General features: G+C 38.6%; 18 protein-coding genes. 9 read left to right on the top strand and 9 right to left on the bottom strand.

Features of this window, described 5'->3' with window-relative positions; all coding sequences use genetic code 11:
• Positions 1–51: 51 nt before the first annotated feature.
• Complete coding sequence (locus I215_RS06040; protein WP_008991079.1) at positions 52–930, bottom strand: SDR family oxidoreductase; 879 nt, start codon at positions 928–930, stop codon at positions 52–54.
• A 197-nt stretch (positions 931–1,127) separates the two neighbouring features.
• Here I215_RS06040 and nirK point away from each other — a divergent pair, with 197 nt between their 5' ends.
• From nirK to I215_RS06025, 3 genes are all read left to right on the top strand, one after another.
• The gene (gene nirK, locus I215_RS06035) at positions 1,128–2,558 is read left to right on the top strand and encodes a copper-containing nitrite reductase (RefSeq protein ID WP_008991078.1); all 1,431 of its coding nucleotides are present in this window, start codon (positions 1,128–1,130) and stop codon (positions 2,556–2,558) included.
• A gap of 118 nt (positions 2,559–2,676) precedes the next feature.
• Positions 2,677–3,459 (top strand): formylglycine-generating enzyme family protein, encoded by a 783-nt coding sequence (locus I215_RS06030; protein WP_008991077.1) that lies wholly within the window; start codon positions 2,677–2,679, stop codon positions 3,457–3,459.
• Positions 3,460–3,477: 18 nt separating this feature from the next.
• Positions 3,478–4,107: an SCO family protein gene (locus I215_RS06025; protein ID WP_008991076.1), complete on the top strand. Its 630-nt coding sequence runs from the start codon at positions 3,478–3,480 to the stop codon at positions 4,105–4,107.
• 22 nt (positions 4,108–4,129) lie between these two features.
• On the opposite strand, the gene I215_RS06020 is transcribed toward I215_RS06025, so the two are convergent.
• From I215_RS06020 to udk, 8 genes are all read right to left on the bottom strand, one after another.
• Positions 4,130–5,353 (bottom strand): hypothetical protein, encoded by a 1,224-nt coding sequence (locus I215_RS06020; protein ID WP_040459894.1) that lies wholly within the window; start codon positions 5,351–5,353, stop codon positions 4,130–4,132.
• 266 nt (positions 5,354–5,619) lie between these two features.
• Positions 5,620–6,342, bottom strand: a complete 723-nt coding sequence (ric, locus tag I215_RS06015; protein WP_008991074.1) for an iron-sulfur cluster repair di-iron protein — start codon at positions 6,340–6,342, stop codon at positions 5,620–5,622.
• Positions 6,343–6,349: 7 nt separating this feature from the next.
• Complete coding sequence (locus I215_RS06010; RefSeq protein WP_008991073.1) at positions 6,350–8,593, bottom strand: nitric-oxide reductase large subunit; 2,244 nt, start codon at positions 8,591–8,593, stop codon at positions 6,350–6,352.
• Between the two features lie 64 nt (positions 8,594–8,657).
• On the bottom strand, positions 8,658–9,086 hold the full coding sequence (locus tag I215_RS06005) for an RrF2 family transcriptional regulator (RefSeq protein WP_008991072.1): 429 nt from the start codon (positions 9,084–9,086) through the stop codon (positions 8,658–8,660).
• Between the two features lie 71 nt (positions 9,087–9,157).
• A complete protein-coding gene (gene scpA, locus I215_RS06000; RefSeq protein ID WP_008991071.1) occupies positions 9,158–11,284 on the bottom strand; it encodes a methylmalonyl-CoA mutase in 2,127 nt (708 codons plus the stop codon).
• Positions 11,281–12,654 carry a methylmalonyl-CoA mutase subunit beta gene (locus I215_RS05995; RefSeq protein ID WP_008991070.1) on the bottom strand — a complete coding sequence of 458 codons (1,374 nt, stop codon included), beginning with the start codon at positions 12,652–12,654 and terminating at the stop codon, positions 11,281–11,283. Before I215_RS05995 ends, scpA begins: the two co-directional genes overlap by 4 nt.
• Positions 12,655–12,754: 100 nt before the next feature.
• Positions 12,755–13,081 (bottom strand): FtsB family cell division protein, encoded by a 327-nt coding sequence (locus tag I215_RS05990; RefSeq protein WP_008991069.1) that lies wholly within the window; start codon positions 13,079–13,081, stop codon positions 12,755–12,757.
• Positions 13,082–13,083: 2 nt separating this feature from the next.
• Complete coding sequence (gene udk, locus I215_RS05985) at positions 13,084–13,692, bottom strand: uridine kinase (protein ID WP_008991068.1); 609 nt, start codon at positions 13,690–13,692, stop codon at positions 13,084–13,086.
• A 202-nt stretch (positions 13,693–13,894) separates the two neighbouring features.
• Between udk and I215_RS05980 the strand changes: the two genes are divergently transcribed.
• From I215_RS05980 to I215_RS05955, 6 genes are all read left to right on the top strand, one after another.
• Entirely contained in the window at positions 13,895–14,776 is an 882-nt protein-coding gene (locus I215_RS05980; RefSeq protein ID WP_008991067.1) for an AraC family transcriptional regulator, read from the top strand.
• Between the two features lie 95 nt (positions 14,777–14,871).
• Positions 14,872–16,167, top strand: a complete 1,296-nt coding sequence (locus I215_RS05975; protein ID WP_008991066.1) for an L-fuconate dehydratase — start codon at positions 14,872–14,874, stop codon at positions 16,165–16,167.
• 34 nt (positions 16,168–16,201) lie between these two features.
• Positions 16,202–17,542: an alpha-L-fucosidase gene (locus I215_RS05970; protein WP_008991065.1), complete on the top strand. Its 1,341-nt coding sequence runs from the start codon at positions 16,202–16,204 to the stop codon at positions 17,540–17,542.
• A gap of 40 nt (positions 17,543–17,582) precedes the next feature.
• Positions 17,583–18,362 carry an SDR family NAD(P)-dependent oxidoreductase gene (locus tag I215_RS05965; RefSeq protein WP_008991064.1) on the top strand — a complete coding sequence of 260 codons (780 nt, stop codon included), beginning with the start codon at positions 17,583–17,585 and terminating at the stop codon, positions 18,360–18,362.
• A gap of 53 nt (positions 18,363–18,415) precedes the next feature.
• Positions 18,416–19,276, top strand: coding sequence for a fumarylacetoacetate hydrolase family protein (locus I215_RS05960; protein ID WP_008991063.1), 861 nt, complete (start codon positions 18,416–18,418; stop codon positions 19,274–19,276).
• A 3-nt stretch (positions 19,277–19,279) separates the two neighbouring features.
• Positions 19,280–20,095: an amidohydrolase family protein gene (locus I215_RS05955; RefSeq protein ID WP_008991062.1), complete on the top strand. Its 816-nt coding sequence runs from the start codon at positions 19,280–19,282 to the stop codon at positions 20,093–20,095.
• Positions 20,096–20,112: the final 17 nt, after the last annotated feature.

Below are 20,112 nucleotides of genomic sequence, written 5' to 3'. Positions count from 1 at the left end.
GGTCTTATTTAGTGAAAATAGGGTGGTTTTTATGATTTTAATTTTGAAATTTTACTTCTTGTTAGCACGAATCATGGCTTCGAGCTGATCCCACATTGTCTCGGGTATAGCTTCTAAAATATTAAATTGACCAGCACCTTTTAGCCATTCTCCACCGTCTAAAGTGATCACCTCTCCATTGAGGTAGGCTGAAAAGTCTGAAACCATATAAGCGGCAAGGTTAGCGAGCTCTTGATGTTCACCCACTCTTTTGAGTGGTACTTTTTTAGCTAGGTCAAATTTCTCTTTTAAATCACCTGGTAATAAACGGTCCCATGCTCCCTTTGTGGGGAAGGGGCCAGGTGCAATGGCATTAAAGCGCATTCCATATTTTGCCCATTCAACTGCCAAGCTGCGTGTTAGGGCTAACACACCAGCCTTGGCCGTAGCTGAGGGAACGACATAGGCAGAACCTGTCCAAGCGTATGTTGTCACTATATTTAATACTGTGGTATTGGTTTGTTTACTCTCAATCCAATGCTTGCCAAAGGCCAAGGTGCAATTTTTTGTCCCTTTTAATACTATATCTATAATGGTGTCAAAAGCATTAGAAGAAAGTCGTTCTGTGGGAGAAATAAAATTACCTGCTGCATTGTTAAGAAGAGCATCAATCTTTCCGAACTTTTCAACAACTGCCTTGTGCATGGCCTCCACCTGTTCATAATGTCTAACATCACAGGACACAGCAAAGCAATTTCCGCCTGTTTGCTCTTGTAGTTCCACCGCTGTTTTTTGTAATTTTTCTAGGTTCCTTGAGGTAATGGCTACTTGTGCTCCCAATTCCAAAAAATAACGCGTCATGGCTTTACCTAAACCACTTCCGCCCCCAGTTACTACTATTGTCTTACCTTTTAAGGCATTGTCGCGAAGCATTTTTTTGCTGTAATTCATATTTTTAAATATATTTATAAACAAAATAACTTTTTTTCTCCTAAACCAAATGTAATCTAATTTATCCAATTTTGACTTTCAAATCATTCGCAAATTATGACTTAAATCATATTTTTTATCTGGGGTTCAGTGTATATTTGTTTCAAATAAGATAAAGTTATCCGATTTATTAAAATCCTAATTAAAATGTTATAGCTATGAGTAATTTAATTAAATTTTTCGTTTGCCTTTTACTGGTTTATTCTTGCTCTACTAAAAAGGAAGAAACCGTAGATTTAGAGCACTCTAATGTAGAATTAGAAATGGTTGCGGATCTTACTTCGCCACCTTTTGTACCCAAACCCACCGCTAAGCGTAAGGCTAAAAAGTTGATTGTGGATATGGAAATTGTAGAGAAGGAAATGGAGCTTGCAGATGGGGTAAATTATGTTTTCTGGACCTTTGGTGGAACTGTTCCAGGGAGCTTTATTCGCGCCAAGGTAGGGGATGAAATTATGTTCACCTTAAAGAACCACCCAGACAACAAGTTGCCTCACAATATCGACTTGCACGCTGTGAACGGTCCTGGCGGTGGTGCCGAATCATCCTTCGTGGCTCCTGGGTATGAGAAATCATTTTCTTTTAAAACACTCAACCCTGGTTTGTTTGTATACCACTGTGCTACAGCTCCTGTGGGGATGCACATCGCTAACGGGATGTACGGATTGATTTTAGTAGAACCAGAAGAAGGATTACCACCTGTGGATAAGGAGTACTATATCATGCAGGGAGACTTCTATACCAAAGGAAAAACTGGCGATAGGGGACTTCAACCATTTGATATGGAAAAAGCGATGGCAGAACAGGCGGATTATGTGGTCTTTAACGGACACACTGGTTCGATGGTAGGTAAAAATGCGATCACCGCTAAAGCTGGTGAGACCGTTCGATTGTATGTCGGAAATGGAGGTCCAAACCTTGTTTCGTCCTTTCATGTGATTGGTGAGATTTTCGATAGAGTCCACGTTGAAGGAGGTGATTTGATCAACGAGAATGTACAAACAACATTGATCCCAGCTGGAGGCGCTGCTATTGTAGAATTTAAAGTAAATGTACCTGGTAGTTATGTGTTGTTGGATCACTCTGTATTTAGAGCATTTAACAAAGGGGCTTTAGCACAATTGCAAGTTTCAGGTGATGAAAACCTTAAAGTGTTCTCTGGAGAATTAAGAGAAGGAATCTATCAACCAGAAGGGGGAACAATTCAAGAATTACCTTCTAATAATGAGGTCATTACCCCACCAACAGCAGTGGATTTAGAGGATCAATTGGCTTATGGAAAACAAATCTATATGGCTACTTGTTTTGCTTGTCACCAATCAGAAGGGCAGGGGATAGAGAATGTGTTCCCTCCACTAGCTGCAGCAGATTATCTGAATGCTGATGTGGATCGAAGTATTAAAATTGTCCTACAAGGTTTACAAGGAGAAATTACTGTAAATGGATCAACTTATAATAACGTAATGCCTAGTCAAAGACTTTCTGATGAGGAGATTGCCAACGTACTGACTTATATCTATCACAGTTGGGATAACTCAAAAGCACGGGTTACCCCAGAAATGGTGGCAAAAGTTAGGGCTGGGGAGTAGTGGTGAATTATATAAAGGGGGGCTTACTAGGAGTTTAGTTTAATTCCCCAGCGCCCCCTTTTTATACAATATTATCTTGAATCTAGGTCCTATTGGATTGTTTAACAGTTACTAAAAGATGGTTATGATGGCAGAATTTAAAAAATACGGAGTTCTTATAATATGTTTACTGCTCACTACCATAGCGCTAGCCCAGCAACCAACCATGGCTCGTATTAGGGCAGGGGAGTATATTCCACTTTACGGTAATGATACGGTAGCAGTCAAGGTGGATGCTTTTCTTCTTGATAAATATCCTGTTAGTGTTAAAGATTATCTTCAATTTGTAAAGACCAATCCTTCATGGAAACGTTCTAATATCAAATCCATTTTTGCCGATAAGGGGTATTTAAAGAGTTGGGAAAGTGATATCCTGCTAGGGGATGAGCTCAATGAAAATGCTGCTGTTAATTATGTGTCTTGGTTTGCAGCCAAGGCTTATTGTGAATGTCAAGGTAAACGGCTACCAACCCTAGATGAATGGGAGTATGTTGCAATGGCCGATGAGACTAAAAAAGACGCTCGAAAGGATGTGAATTATACCGAAAAAATCTTATCCTGGTATGAAACCCCAAATACAGCCCTTCTAAGTGTTGGACAAAAACAACCGAATTATTGGGGGGTCTACGATATGCACGATTTGGTGTGGGAATGGACCATGGATTATAATTCAGTGATGTTATCTGGAGAATCGCGTAGGGATGTGGATAGCGATCAGAACCTATTCTGCGGTGCAGCTTCCATTGGTGCTACAGATTTGATGAACTATGCCGCCTTTATGCGCTATGCTTTTAGAGGAAGTATTAAAGCGCGTTATGCGGTAAAGAACCTCGGGTTTAGATGTGCCTTAGATATTAATTAAATTGTCAACAACAGAATTATGATGAATCGATATAACATGATGGGCTTAGTGTTAATGAGTCTATTTATCTCATGCAACACTGCTACGGATAAAAAGGATCAAAGCGATGATCAACCAACACATGTAGTAAGTAGTGATCAGGCGATTTCTGATATGTCTATATACAATTTGCCTTCCCAGTGGACCAATCAGGATGGTAAGGATGTTAGTTTTTTGGATTACCGAGGAAAAGTTTTGGTCAGTGTAATGATTTATACCTCATGCCAAATAGCATGTCCAAGATTGGTTGCTGATATGCGAACCATTAAGGATCGCTTGCCTGAGGATCAATTGGATAAAGTACAAATGTTGCTCATTAGTATCGATCCAGAGACCGATACCCCAGAGCGCTTAAAGTCATTCGCTATAGAAAACCATATGGATCAAGATCCATGGGTGTTTCTACGATCTTCTAAGGCTAATACTAGAGAATTCGCGGCAGTGCTAGCGGTCAATTATCGCAAAATTTCACCTATTGATTTTTCACACTCCAATATTATCAGTGTTTTTAATGAAAAAGGAGAACTAGCTTTTCAGCAGGAAGGAATCAATGTAGGTCCTGATGCTATTGTAAAGCAAGTAGAAAAGGCGATTTCTGCTATGCAATAAAAGTGGATGTTATTTCTTTAGGTTACGTTGTTTGTGATACTTCGGCTAGGCCAATTTTTAGTACTGAACTTTGCAAAACGCTTATAAGTAATAGAAGGATCCCTACCACCAGTACGGCACTTCCAATAAATAACCACAAATAGTATTGGGGTAATCCAGAACCTAACCTAAGGATATAGATTAAACCTTGAGTGAAAAGCAGTAGTTCTGTTACAACGATTCCAATAAGAAATAAATAAGATCCCCATTTAAAGCAAAAGAGGTTCGATACTCTTAAACTTCGGTAGAAATATACAAACAGCAGACTGCTGATAATCCCAAGCATAAAAAGATGGATAAATCCTATTACTAAATTTCGGTAGAGATGTGCCTGGTCTGCAATATATGGCACACATGAAAATATTTGGGTAATTACCTTGATCATAAAACTAAAAATGGCAAAGCGGTATAGGTTCTTTACCAGCGTATTTTGGTTGCTTAGATAATCACCAAGAGGTTGTCTTAGTAATCTAACTAGGTAATACAACATTGCCAGCTGTAATATAACTCCTAGGGCGTTCACCCAATACAGCATGTCTAAATTTAGATACCAACTTGCTGGAAAGGCAAAAGTCAATATAGTAGATATAATCCCAAGAGTATAGACTTTGCTAACTAATGAGCTATTGGGTATCTTCAGAATTTTAAGTAATATGGATAGAACCGCAAATAAAAACCACCCATTGAATTGAAAATGTAAGAAATATTGAATGGCCAATTGATAAAAAGGGGACGATTTCCCAAGCTGAGAAACGGTTGGACCTAAACACCAAACACCGATGGTAGAGAGTATCATAAAGATAAATGCCCAGCGCATGAATTTATTGGCAGGATTGATCGGTTTAATTTCTTTTAAGCAGTAGTAGGCAAGGAAATAACTACAAAAGATATGAAGGGTTGAAAAACTAATTGATATGGCTGCATACCCTTGAATTGGAAAACTAAGTAGCATTCCTAAAACTGCCAATTGTGTAACCCAAAATAATCGCTTGTATTTCTTTAAGGAACCTTTGATGAACCAGCCCACAACAAAACACTGGATGGATAAATAAACCCATCCTAACATAGCGATATGTGAATGAGCATGGGTTAGGAATTTAAAGTTAAAACCAGTGGTTGGATATATATACAAGAACCTAAGGAATAGTCCTAGTGTTGCAGCAATTAGGAAATTACTAAAACACAGGCTCATGAATTTCTTTTCCATTACAAAAATGATTTCAGGATGATTTACAGTTGCTATAAAGGTATAAAAGTTACCATTATAGTAGTTAATATGTAGGTCAAAAGAATTATTAAGGGGCAGGGCTTTTACAAATTTAAATACAATACCATAAGTGATTCTAAGGGGTAAGGGTAAGAATCACTTATGGTAGAACAAACCTAGGAACAAAAACTCAAAACATAATTGCTCGTTCAAAGCTACTTTTTAATGTAAATAGCATCGCTTCTTTTATGGTTTATAACCGGGCTTTAAACCACAGCGCTTTCTAATTCAATAGCCCTAGGAAACAGAATGTTGTTTTCCAAGTGGATATGCCTGTGAAGATCTTTTTCGAACTCATCCAACATGGCATAGGTAATCCTATATGTATTGCACGCATCTGCTGGTGGGGTGTAATTATTGGAGAGTTCACTGATTTTCACAAATCGGTCACCTTCATCTTCGTGTTCTTGCATCATCATAGCAATTGGATTTTTAACCGTTCCAAACCCAGGAGGTGTCCAAGTAGTCCCAGTTTTTTGGGCGTTTTCCATTTTTTTAATTTGTGGGAAAAGCATGAGTTCTTCCTTTTTCATATGAGCGGCTAGGTCACCTGCGGTGTATTGAAAGTGCTCGTGAATTTCAAAAAGTTCAGGGTGAGCCTCTCCGTGCACCTTGCAGAGTTTGGCTAAGAATTGCAATAGGATAGGTGACTTTTGTTCAACGTACCTATGGTGCGTTGGGACAATATGGTCGATGAGCTTTGCTAATGTCCAAGTCCTTGGATCATCAACTCCTCTACCAGCGGTATCGAGTGCTTCCCTGAGTTCGGCTTCCAATTTAGTGGGATCGATATTTTTCTTCTCACATACATCATTTATGACTCTATTACCTCGGCAGCAAAAATCGATTCCGTGGTTGTAGAATACTGCGGCAGTTCTAAAATTTTCTGCCACTACTTGACCAATGGTTTCATTCATTAAATTTTCCATGACTGTTCTATTTTGAATTAATTTTATTTTTAATAGTTAGATCGAATACGAAATAACAACAACTTAGAATTCCAACTGCAAATACAACATCACCTATAGTTCTAAGCCATTTAAGGGTGATCATTGTTGGGTGTTGCATAAGTTCAGAGGATCTCGCATACCACATACCGTGTTCAATGCTCTCAACGGCTTGCCATATTCCAATTGGAAGTAGACTTAAAAGGGCCATAGCGAGTAATCCGATATTTAAGGTCCAAAAAGTGATGGCTATTAGACGATCATTCCATTTAACATTTCTGTATAAACTTCTTAGCACAAAGAGCATTAAACCAATACCTAACATACCGTAGACTCCAAATAGGGCTGTGTGTGCATGTAGAGCAGTGGTGTTTAGGCCTTGGATGTAATACAAGGCAATCGGCGGATTGATAATAAATCCGAAAACCCCAGCTCCAAGAAAGTTCCAAAACGCCACGGCGATCATAAAATAGATAGGCCATTTATAATCCTGGATCCACTGGGTTGATTTGGTCACTTTATAGTTGTGATAGGCCTCATATCCTATAAGAGTTAAAGGCACCACTTCTAGAGCACTAAAGGTAGCTCCAAGGGCCATAACCGCTGTTGGGGTTCCACTGAAATACAAGTGATGGAAGGTTCCCAGAATTCCTCCGGACATAAATACAATTGTCGCAATGAGCACGTTTAAAGTAGCCGTTTTGGTTTTTAAAAGGCCAAGTCTTACAAATAGGAATGCGATTACAACGGTAGCAAACACTTCGAAAAATCCTTCTACCCAAAGGTGAACGACCCACCATCTCCAATATTCTGCGATAGCCAAATTGGTTTGTCTACCCCACATAAGGCCAGCGCCGTAGAACAAAGCAATAGCACAACAAGAAACTAGAAATAAAATGATGAGGTTTTTTTCTGCTGTTTTTTGTCTTATAATATCAATTAGTGGTCGAACCATTAAGGCTAACCAAATAAATAAGCCTACAAATAAAAACAGCTGCCAGAATCTCCCAAGATCCACATATTCGTACCCTTGGTGTCCAAACCAAAAGTTATCAATAAGATCCAGTTTTTGCATGATTCCCATCCATTGTCCAATCATAGACCCTACTACAATGATCAAAAGGGATATAAATAGTAGGTTTACACCCAGGCTTTGGTATTTAGGGTCCTTTCCAGATACCGCTGGGGCAATGTAAAGACCAGTTGCTAACCAAGCTGTTGCGATCCAGAATATAGCTAGTTGGGTATGCCAAGTCCTGGATACCGAATATGGAAGGAACTGGTCTAGGGGGATACCATAAAGTCCATCGCCTTCAACCCCGTAGTGGGCAGTGATAATTCCTAGTACCATCTGTAGTACCATCAGTAAACAAACCACCCAGAAATAATTCTTGGTTAGACGCATAGAAGGAGTAATGCCTTGTTTTAAAAGTGGGTCTTTCGCGGGAGCTAATACTTCGTCTTCACCACCAGATCTCACGTGATAGAATACCATAATACCAATGCATAGAATAAGCAGGATAATACTCACCCCCGACCATGCCAATAACTCAGTAGTAGCCTTGTTTCCGACTAAATCGTCTGCTGGCCAGTTGTGAGTGTAACTTACCTGCGAATCTGGACGCTGTGTTACAGTAGCCCAAGTAGCCCAAAAGAAAAAGGCATTGAGTTGCTTTAGCTTTTCAGGATCTTTAAGAGAGTTTTTTGGAATAGCATAATCGTGCCGGAGCTTTTCAAAATCTGGATCGTCTGTAAAAAGTGAGGAATAATACTGAGTTAATTCTTCTATTGCAATAGCACGCTCCTTGGAGATGTATATCACTTCACTGATTGGATCATAGGTGTTTTTACGAATATACTCTTGAAGATCCACCTCAAGGGCAGCTTGCTGTGCTGGGCTGGCTTGCTGATAGTTTATATTGTATTGCTTGTTGGCATACTGATCAAGAATCAACAAGGCCTCACGGTGAAGCCAGTCTGCCGTCCAATCAGGTGCCTGATATGCACCGTGACCCCAAATTGAGCCTACTTCCTGTCCACCTATACTTTGCCATACATTTTGGCCGTCTAAAATTTCTTTTTCGGTAAAAATCACTGTCCCATCTTCGGTTTGAACCGATTTGGGAACAGGTGGCATTTGTTGGTAAATCTCAAAACCGTAGTAACCAAGCACTGCAAAAGAGAGTACCATTACAGCCGAAAATAATATCCATAGTTTTCGTTCTTTGTTCATTGCTTATGTGTCGTTAAATCGGACAATTATATCCTATTTCTGTTTAAATTTTTTTAATTTGTCGTTAAATTTTTAAAACAGTTGTCCCGTCATCAAGCTTAAGAGCGAGTTCTTTTAAAGAAGTATTTTCTAACATTTCTTTTAAATTTTCGCGAACGACTTTGAATTTATCGTGAATAGGGCAGGGGTTAAGCTCATCACATTTTACTAGACCCAAACCACATCCCTTATAAACATCATCGCTATCAATAGCCTTGACAATTTGGGATAATTTAAGTTCTCCAGGATTGTGAATTTCAAAACCTCCACGGGCGCCTTTAATGGAAGTGACTACCTGATTTCTAGCCAAGTCTTGTAATATCTTAGCTGTAAATGCTACAGGTGAATCAATCTCAGCAGCAATCTCTTTTAAACTTACTCGATTGTTTAAAAGCGAGTTTTGCGTAATATAGATTGCTGCTTTAATTCCGTATTCACATGCCTTTGAAAACATAAATGTCTTGTTTTATTGGGTACAAATATACATTGAAAATTTAATTAGGACAAAAATATCTTAATTAATAATTAGTCCATTAAAATCTCTAAAATTGTAATTGCTGCATCACTGATTTTAGTACCAGGACCAAATACTGCCACTACACCATTATCAAATAAAAATTCATAATCTTTCTTAGGAATAACTCCACCGACGATCACCATAATGTCCTCTCTTTGGTAGGCTTCTAAAGATTCCATAATTTCCGGAATAAGAGTTTTATGCCCTCCAGCTAAAGAGGATATTCCTAAGATGTGAACATCGTTTTCCACGGCTTGTTTGACAGCCTCTTCTGGGCTTTGAAACAATGCGCCAATATCGACATCAAAGCCTATATCGGCATAGCCTGTTGCCACTACTTTAGCGCCCCTGTCATGGCCATCTTGTCCCATTTTGGCTATCATAATGCGGGGTCTTCGACCATCTTGCTGGGCAAAGCGGTCTGCTAACATTCTTGCTTTTTCAAAGTTGGTATCCTTGTTCACTTCTTTGGCATATACTCCACTAAAAGTTTGTACTTGGGCCTTATAACGGCCAAAACTATTCTCAAGGGCAGTTGATATTTCACCCAATGTAGCACGCTCTTTTGCGGCATCAATGGTTAAAGCTAGTAAATTTCCTTGGCCTACTTGTGCTGCTTGTTGGATTTTCTTTAAACACTCTTGGACCTTTGTATTGTCTCTTTTTTGTTTGAGTTGTTGTAATCGATCGATTTGTCCTTGGCGTACGGCGTGATTATCGACCTCTAAAACCTCTAAGAAGTCCTCCTCTGGGGATTGGTATTTATTCACTCCTATTATAAGGTCTTGATCACTATCTATTCTGGCCTGTTTTCGGGCTGCTGCCTGTTCGATCCGCATTTTCGGAATACCAGAGCTAATTGCCTTTGTCATTCCTCCAAGTGACTGAATCTCTTTGATATGTTTCCAGGCCTTTTGAGCAATATCTGCCGTTAGGCGTTCTACATAATAACTTCCTGCCCATGGGTCAACGGTTTTGGTAATCCCTGTTTCATGTTGTAGATACAATTGGGTGTTTCTTGCAATACGAGCAGAGAAATCACTAGGTAGAGCAATGGCCTCATCCAGCGCATTGGTATGTAAGGACTGTGTCCCGCCAAATGCCGCAGCAGCAGCTTCAATACATGTTCTAGCAACATTGTTAAAGGGGTCTTGTTCGGTTAAACTCCATCCACTGGTTTGGCTATGGGCTCTAAGGGAACTAGACTTGTCTTTTTTAGGGTTGAATTGCTTTAGTAATTTTGCCCAGAGCATTCTACCGGCTCTTAATTTGGCAATTTCCATAAAGTGATTCATTCCTATTCCCCAGAAAAATGAAAGCCTTGGTGCAAATTCATCGATGTCCATCCCTTGGGATAGCCCTGTTTTAATGTATTCTAGTCCATTGGCCAAGGTGTAAGCCAGCTCAATATCCGCTGTGGCTCCTGCTTCTTGCATATGGTAGCCAGAGATACTTATACTGTTAAATTTTGGCATGTTACCACTTGTATATTCAAAGATATCTGCAATAATCTTCATCGAAGGTTCTGGTGGATATATGTACGTATTACGAACCATAAATTCTTTCAAAATATCATTTTGTATGGTTCCAGAAAGTTTATCTTCACTAACGCCTTGTTCTTGTGCTGCAATGATATAAAATGCCATTATTGGAAGCACCGCACCATTCATAGTCATGGATACCGAAATCTGATCTAAAGGGATTTGGTCGAACAGAATTTTCATATCCTCCACACTATCGATTGCCACTCCTGCTTTTCCGACATCAGCATTTACCCGTGGGTGATCGGAATCATACCCTCTATGTGTGGCTAGATCAAATGCTACTGAAAGCCCTCTTTGACCCGCCGCTAGATTTCTTCTGTAAAATGCATTACTTTCTTCTGCGGTAGAAAATCCAGCATACTGTCGTATGGTCCATGGTTTTCTAACATACATAGTGGTGTACGGACCACGGAGATAAGGAGGAAAGCCTGCAGCAAAATTTAAATGATCAAGCTGGGCAATATCTTCTTTAGTATAATGAGCCTTTAGAGCGATATCTTCAGCGGTATTATATTTGGTATCACTTTGTGGTTTTTGATTATAAAACTTGTCAAAGCTTAATTCAAGTTCTTGGAGGTCTTTCCTACTCATGGTGTTTCAGTCTTTAGTCGTTGTTTTTCTAGCTGCTCTGATAGGCGTCTCTCTATAATGGGTTCGATGAGTGTTTTTCTTGAATTGGTCTTTACAAATGGATAAAGTTCTAAATCCTCAGACATTCTGTCCTGTGGATTCTCATAACGGTTTGTACCCACAAGCACCGTGGTATTTTCTTGAAAACGGGTGGATTCTTTACTGGCACTCTCTTTTATTTTCTTTTGAATCTGATGCGATTTTAATTGTGATAAAAAGCCTCCACTTTTCTCTATTTGTTTAAAGAGCTTAAAGGCCTTTTCACACAACTCACGGCAGAGTTCTTCAATATAATAGGTCCCATCTGCTGGATTTTTTACTGTGTCAAAATAACTTTCATGTTTTAAAATTAACAACTGGTTGCGGGCGATCCGGGAGGAAAATTCATTGTCCTTGTGGTATATAGCATCGTAGGGAAGAAATGAAATTCGGTCTGATCCCCCTAATATAGCACTCATGTATTCCGTAGTGGTTCGCAGCATGTTGAGATTGTAGTCGTACAGGGTTTTATTGCGCCTTGATGGGGTACTGTGAATAAATAGTTTGGAAGGTATTTGATAGGCCGAGATCAAATTTTCCCACAATACACGTATAGCTCTAAGTTTAGCGATTTCAAAGAAATAGTTCCCAGACATGCTGTTGAGAAAGGTAACATTCACGCAGGTGTCCTTAAAATAATCTAAGTATTCATTAGCATGAGAAAGGCCATAGGCCAATTGTTGTACCATGGTCGCTCCAGCATTTTGGTATAAACTCAGGTCAATAGCTATTGAACTCTCGACTTGGCTGCTTTCTTGGACTTGGTTTATAATCCAGGACAGCTTCTCAAAATCCTTCTTTTGATTTTCATGCCAGTTCCCCTGCCTAGCTAAACGACCTATAATGTCTAGGTTTAAATGAAGCTTGGCTTTTTTGCCTGTGAAAAACCTTAGTAGTGAATCAATGAAATCGACGCAGAAAAATTCAAATTCAAAATCGATCTGCAGTCCCTCTAAAGGAACTTGATTAAGGACCGCCTCTAAAGAGATGTCCTTTGAGGCAATGGTTAAGTACAGACCCTCAGCACCATTTTCAAGTGCTTTTAGAATACTAACATTTGAAGCGCTTTTGTTTTTTACATATATTTTTTCTGCAATTTTCCATCCTTGATGATGCATTGTGATGGGACGGTCATCTTTTACACCTTGGTAAAAGGGTTTGATGTTAATATCCTCCGCTGTTCTAGTTAGTAAGGTCTGGTTATAATCTTCGCCCTTTAACTCGAATTGGATTTTTTGTTTCCATTGTTTTGCGGTAATCTCATCAAAGTCACTAAATAGAGAATTTTGCATTGTTGTTAGTTTTAGAGATTAAAGATATAATCTTGTATTGAATTCACCACCCCTTAAAACGCACCATATTTATTATAAGGTATAAGCATTGTGTTTGTTGCTAATCCTTTTTGATACTATCTTGATATTCTATCAAGTAGATTTCTTCACCGTCCTTTTTTAGGTAATATTTCTCGCGAGCGTATTTTTCGAGATCCTCCTTGCTTTTAAGATTCTTTAGAATCTTTTTATCATCTGCAATTTCTTTTTGCAAATGAATTTTTTGTTTTTGGAGTTTTTCAATTTCATTATTGAGCTCCCTATGGGTGAACCACCAAGAGTTGGTGTCGAAAAATAGCATCCAAACCACAAACAGGGTGAGTACCAATACATATATATTGGAAAAAAATTTAAACCACCTGGATTTTCTAAGTTCTTTAAATGTCATGCTTATATCAGACGCTCGTTAATAATAGTACGTACTATGTTAATGGCTACGGTGTTGTATTTATTGTTTGGTATAATAATATCCGCGAATTCTTTGGATGGTTCTATGAATTGTTGGTGCATTGGTTTCAGGGTTGTTTGATATCTGGTAAGCACCTCATTGACATCTCTTCCTCGTTCTGTAATATCCCTTTTAATTCTTCGTATTAACCGCTCATCCGAATCTGCGTGTACAAAAATTTTAATATCAAATAACTCACGTAACTTTGGGTTGGTCAATATAAGGATTCCTTCGACAATCATCACCTTTCTTGGGTGTGTTAATATGGTATCTTTTGTACGGTTGTGTTTTACAAAGGAATACACAGGTTGCTCGATAATTTGATTGTCTTTTAATTGTAGTAAATGTTCGTATAACAAATCAAAATCGATGGTCCTAGGATGGTCAAAATTAATTTTTGTTCGTTCCTCGAAACTCAGGTGTGAGGTGTCCTTATAATAGGAGTCCTGAGAGATTACGCCAACTTCGTTCTCAGGGAGTTCATTGATAATTTGATTGACTACTGTTGTTTTTCCACAACCAGTCCCACCAGCTATTCCTATAATAAGCATTCGTTATAATTTTTTACAAAAATAGAAAATTTGTGGGTTTTAAAAATTGGTAATTAACAAAAGCTAGGTTCTGGACTAGAATATATTTTGTACTGCTTGGTGCATATCTAGTAAGTGTAGTGACTTTTAGCTAGGGTTCAATAAAGGCTTTACTTTGGTAGAACTGAAATTTTTGTAATTTAGAGGAATAGTTTTAAAACTGATGAAGCTTCATTTTTTAGATCGTACTAACTCTCAACAAAATTCCTTTTCTATTACTAGAAATAGACACCCTCATTTTTTAAAAGTATGGCATTATCACCCAGAGCTTGAACTAGTTATTATTCTTGAAAGTACTGGAACACGCTTTATTGGAGATAACATTGAACCCTTTGCCGTAGGCGATGTGGTACTCATTGGAGCAAACCTTCCTCATATGTGGATGAATGATGGAATCAAGTTAGACGGTATTGATGATGAGCATTATGCCGATGCTATTTCGGTGCATTTTCGTGAAGATTTTTTAGGCGATCATTTTTTCAACACCTTCGAATTGAAACCCGTGAAGGATCTTTTGCAAAGGTCAGAATTGGGGATATGTTTTCGTAGACTTCCAAAAAGGTTTATTAATAAATTCATCAGCCTTTCTGAAAATAAAAATCGCTCACCCCTTATGAAGACCATCACTTTATTGGATTTACTAGCGCAATTATCTGAACATAAAAATTATCAAATACTTTCGACTGCTGGATTTAAAAAATCATTTGAAAAAGAGGAAAACTCCAATCTCAAGAAGATTTACGAGTTTATATATGAGAATTTTAGAAACCCAATTAGTTCTTCAGATGTAGCGGAGGTGGTAAATATGAACAATGCAGCCTTTAGCCGATTTTTTAAACGAATACACAGAACTACTTTTACCAATTATCTAAATGAAATCAGAGTTGGATATGCTTGTAAGTTGTTGATCGAGAACAAGCTGAGAATTACTTATATATGTTATGATTCTGGATTTAATAATATCTCTAATTTCAATCGACAGTTCAAACTGGTCAAAAACATGACGCCTTCTCAATACACAAAAAAATTTGGTGTTAAGTATTAAGGGCAAAAATAGTATCATGTTTTGTGAATTCTGTGGTGGTAATATGACGAAATTGCTATTACATTTGAAAAAAGCAATTTTAGCATTTCAAAGAAATGACCATAACGGATATTATTATAAAAGACGTTCGATTTCCAACCAGTAAGACTCTGGATGGATCTGACGCTATGAATACTGACCCAGATTATTCAGCTGCTTATGTGATTTTACAAACGGACCATTCCGATTTCCAGGGACACGGTCTTACCTTTACCATTGGAAGAGGAAATGAGTTATGTACGGCCGCTATCGCTAGTTTGGCACCATTAATTAAAGGGAAAAAACTAGAAGAATTCACCACTGATATGGGCGGCTTCTGGAAAATGATTACAGGAGATAGTCAGCTGCGGTGGTTGGGACCTGAGAAAGGGGTTATCCATTTAGCAACTGGTGCGATCGTTAATGCGGTTTGGGATCTGTATGCTAAGGTGGAAGGTAAACCACTTTGGAAGCTTCTTGCCGATATGAGTGCAGAAGAATTAGTGCGTTGTATTGACTTTACCTATATCACCGATGTGATAACACCAGAGCAAGCCATTGCGTTTTTAAAATCTAAAGAATCTGGAAAAGCAGCCCGTATTGAGTATTTGAAAACCCATGGTTATCCAGCCTATACCACCTCTGCAGGTTGGCTAGGTTATTCGGACGAGAAAATGAGAAGGCTTTGTCGAGAGGCCAAAGTACAAGGCTTTAAGCATATGAAAATAAAGGTGGGATCTAACCTTCAAGATGATATCAGGCGTGCGGCTATTATTAGAGAAGAAATCGGGGAGGATTTAAAATTAATGATGGATGCCAATCAAAAGTGGGATGTGGATCAAGCAATTGAAAATATGGAATCCTTAAAGCAATTTAACCCATGGTGGATAGAAGAACCTACAAGTCCAGATGATATTTTAGGTCATGCCAAAATCGCTAAATCGGTGTCTCCTATCAAGGTTGCCACCGGTGAGCATTGTCAAAATAGAGTTATATTTAAACAACTAATGCAAGCTGGAGCTATTCAAATCTGCCAGATCGATAGCTGCAGAGTAGGAGGGGTTAATGAGAATTTGGCTATTATGTTAATGGCCGCCAAATTTGGAATACCTGTTTGTCCACATGCTGGTGGGGTGGGGCTTTGTGAGTATGTGCAGCACCTTTCTATGATCGATTTTATTGCCATTAGTGGTAGTATGGAGGAACGGGTTATTGAATTTGTGGATCATTTACACGAGCATTTTCTAGATCCTGTAGATATAAAAAACGGAGCTTATATGCCACCTAAAATGCCTGGATACAGTATCACAATGAAACAAGAATCGTTAGAGAAGTATAGCTTTCCAAATGGGGAAGCCTGGATGAATTCTTAAAATTAACATATACATTAACCTAAAAACCAAATAGATGAAAACTATTTGCCTTTACATTTGCCTTTTAGGATTGATCACCACCACCACGATGGCTCAAGAGAAGTATGTCCCGTCTCAGGAAAACTTGGAGGCTAGGGAATGGTTTGAAGATGCCCGATTTGGAATGTTTATTCACTGGGGAGTATACAGTATACTTGGCGATGGTGAATGGGTGATGAATAATCAAGATATACCTGCGCAGCGTTACCGATTATTGCCTTCATTTTTTAATCCTACAGAATTTGATGCTCAGGCGATAGTTTCCTTAGCCAAAGAGGCTGGGATGAAATACATCACTTTTACCTCGAAACATCATGATGGTTTAGCGATGTATGATTCTAGGGTTTCAGATTATACGGTTGTTAAATCTACTCCTTATAAGAAGGATGTGCTTAGGTTGTTGGAAGAGGCTTGTAAAGAACAGGGCCTTAAACTCTTTGTTTATTATTCGCAATTGGATTGGGATCATCCTGATTTTTATCCAAGAGGTTGGACTGGAAGAAAAACAGGTAGACCTGAGACCGGAGATTGGGATGCGTATCTAGACTATCAGGATGCACAAATTAGAGAGTTGGCGGAGAATTACGATATCGCTGGATTTTGGTTTGACGGATGGTGGGATCAGGCTCCTCACAAGGAGGATTGGCATCGTGAGGTTGATTACAGAATTAGCGGAAATGATTGGAAGCTCAGCAATACCTACCAAATGATTCACCAGATAAATTCAGCCTTATTAATTGGTAATAATCATCACGAGATGCCTTTTGAAGGAGAGGATTTTCAGATGTTTGAGAAGGATTTACCTGGAGCAAACACCACTGGTTTTGGTGGAGCAGGGATTAGTCAATTACCCTTAGAAAGTTGTCAGACGATGAATACTTCTTGGGGTTTTAATCTTCAGGATACCAAGGAAAAGAGTAAAAAAGAGTTGATTCAGTTTATGGTGCAGACCTTTGGAAATGGAGCCAACCTACTACTTAATGTTGGGCCAATGCCAAACGGGAAGATTCAACCGCAGCATGTTGAAAACTTAAAATTCATAGGGCAATGGATGGATCAATATGGACAGACCATTTACCAAACTCAAAAAGGCCCTGTTAGTATAGAGGGCGTTATGACATCCACTCAAAAAGACAAGCGGGTGTACTTGCATTTTTATGGATCTTATGAATCTGATATTTCCCTCCATGGATTGGATGGAAAAATAAAGGAGGTACTTCTTTATAAGGATCAATCAAAGATTAAGTATAAAAAGAATAAACAGGGTGTTACTATTGAGATTCCAGAGAATAAACAGGACTCGATAGTTACTGTTGTGGAAGTTGTTTTAAAATAAAAAAAAAGTATTTTAAATCTAATAAATAGATACCGGAAAGATGTCAGGATTTAGTTTAAAAAATAAAACCGCCATAGTAACAGGCGGTGGAAGTGGAATAGGAAAGGCGATTGCAACTACTTTTGCTAAAAGTGGCGCATTTGTGTATATATTGGAATATAACAAAGACAATGCAGCTGAGACTTTATATGAGATCACCTCTAGTGGAGGGCAGGGGGATTGGAGAAAATGTGATGTTTCCAATCATAAAGAAGTGGTTTCTATTTTGGATGAAATTGGCCGAGAAAGAAAAGTGGATATCTTAATAAACAATGCTGGAATTGCTCATGTAGGAACTATAGAACAAACACCCGAAGAGGATCTTGATCGCATTTACGAGGTGAATGTAAAGGGAGTGTACAATTGTATCTATGGGATTCTTCCACACTTTAAAGGTAATGGAGGCGGAGTGATTATAAATATGGCCTCAATTGCTTCAGTTGTGGGGATTTCAGATCGCTTTGCGTATTCAATGTCTAAAGGAGCTGTCCTTACGATGACCTACTCAGTTGCCAAAGATTATCTTTCGGATAATGTACGGTGTAATTGTATATCACCCGCTAGAGTACACACTCCATTTGTGGATGGATTTATTGCAAAGAATTACCCGGGTAAGGAAGAGGAAATGTTCGAGAAGCTATCCAAAACACAGCCTATTGGTCGCATGGGAACTCCAGAGGAAGTTGCTAACTTAGCCCTTTATTTATGCAGTGATTCGGCCTCGTTTATCACAGGGACTAATTTCCCAATCGATGGTGGATTTATTAAATTAAACGGATAAAGGATAGAAAAAGAAAAAGTAAAAAAACGTACATAGAGTAAAAAATAATAAAAATGAAATTAATTCGATTTGGAGCAGTAGGACAGGAAAAACCAGGACTGCAACTTGAAAATGGTAAGCGCATCGATGTGAGCGCTTTTGGAGAAGATTACAATGAAAACTTTTTTGGCGATTCAGGAGTCAATCGTTTGCGTGAATGGTTAAAGGATCATTTGGACTCTTGTCCTGAGGTTTCTGATCAAATCAGATTAGGATCTCCGCTTGTTCGTCCATCTAAACTGATTTGTGTAGGGTTAAACTACGCTAAACATGCTGCAGAAAGCGGTATGGATACTCCAAAGGAACCAGTATTATTTTTTAAGGCAACTTCAGCTATAGTAGGTCCTTTTGATGATGTGGTTATTCCTAAGAATAGCGTAAAAACTGATTGGGAAGTGGAACTAGCAGTGGTTATAGGAAAAAAAGCTTCTTATGTGTCTAAAGAGGATGCATTGGATCATGTGGCTGGATATGTGCTCCACAATGATTACAGTGAGCGTGAATATCAAATAGAACGCGGTGGACAATGGGTCAAAGGAAAATCATGTGACACCTTTGCGCCTTTAGGACCATTTATTGCTACTTCAGACCAGATCAAGGATCCAAATAATTTACAACTTTGGTTAAAACTAAACGGAGAACTGATGCAAAATAGCAACACTGAAGATTTTGTCTTTGATGTACAGACTCTAGTGAGTTATATTAGTGAATTTATGACTTTATTACCAGGAGATGTGATTTCCACGGGAACGCCGGCAGGGGTAGGAATGGGCCTAAGTCCACAACGTTACCTTAAAGCTGGGGATGTGGTAGAGTTAGGAATTGAAGGGTTAGGAGTATCAAAACAAACAGCGAAAGCCTACCAACAAAGTTAAGCTATGTATATTGATAGCCACCAACATTTTTGGAATTATGACCCCAAGCGTGATGCTTGGATTACAGATCAAATGAGTGCTATACAACGTGATTTTACACCCAAAGATCTTGAGGTGTTACTAAAGCAGTGTAATTTGGATGGTTGCGTTGCTGTGCAATCAGACCAATCGGAAGATGAAACTCATTTTTTGTTATCATTAGCAGATCAATACGATTTTATCAAAGGTGTGGTCGGTTGGGTGGATCTTTTGAAAGAAAATCTAGAGGAGCGATTGTCCTATTTCTCCACCTTCGATAAATTTAAAGGGATACGACATATTGTACAGGATGAACCTTTAGGTTTTATGGGTAACCAAGGATTTGAAAATGGTATTGGTTGTTTGGGCGCATTTAATATGACCTATGATATTTTAATTAAACCACCACAGCTAGCGGAAGCCATCAGGTTGGTTGATAAATTTCCTAAACAAAAATTTGTGCTTGATCACATTGCCAAACCTAGGATATCCAAGGGGCTAGATTACAAGTGGGCCAGTGAAATAAAGGAGTTGGCTAACCGTGAAAACCTGTATTGTAAAGTCTCGGGTATGGTGACAGAAACCGATAATTTTAAATGGACCTCTGATGATTTTACAGTGTTTTTAGAACTAGTAACTGAAGCCTTTGGGACCGATCGAATCATGTTTGGCTCGGACTGGCCGGTGTGTTTACTAGCGGCAAGTTATCAGCAGGTGCATTCCATTATCTCCGATTTTTATTCTCCTTTAGATCTAGATAAGGTCATGGGTGAAAATGCGGTGCGATTTTATAATTTATAAATAAAAAAAGAAATAAA

This window comes from Galbibacter marinus (assembly GCF_000300875.1).
Classification (GTDB): domain Bacteria; phylum Bacteroidota; class Bacteroidia; order Flavobacteriales; family Flavobacteriaceae; genus Galbibacter; species Galbibacter marinus.
Note: the sequence above shows the minus strand (reverse complement) of the source record. Positions and strands in the feature narration are given on the sequence as shown.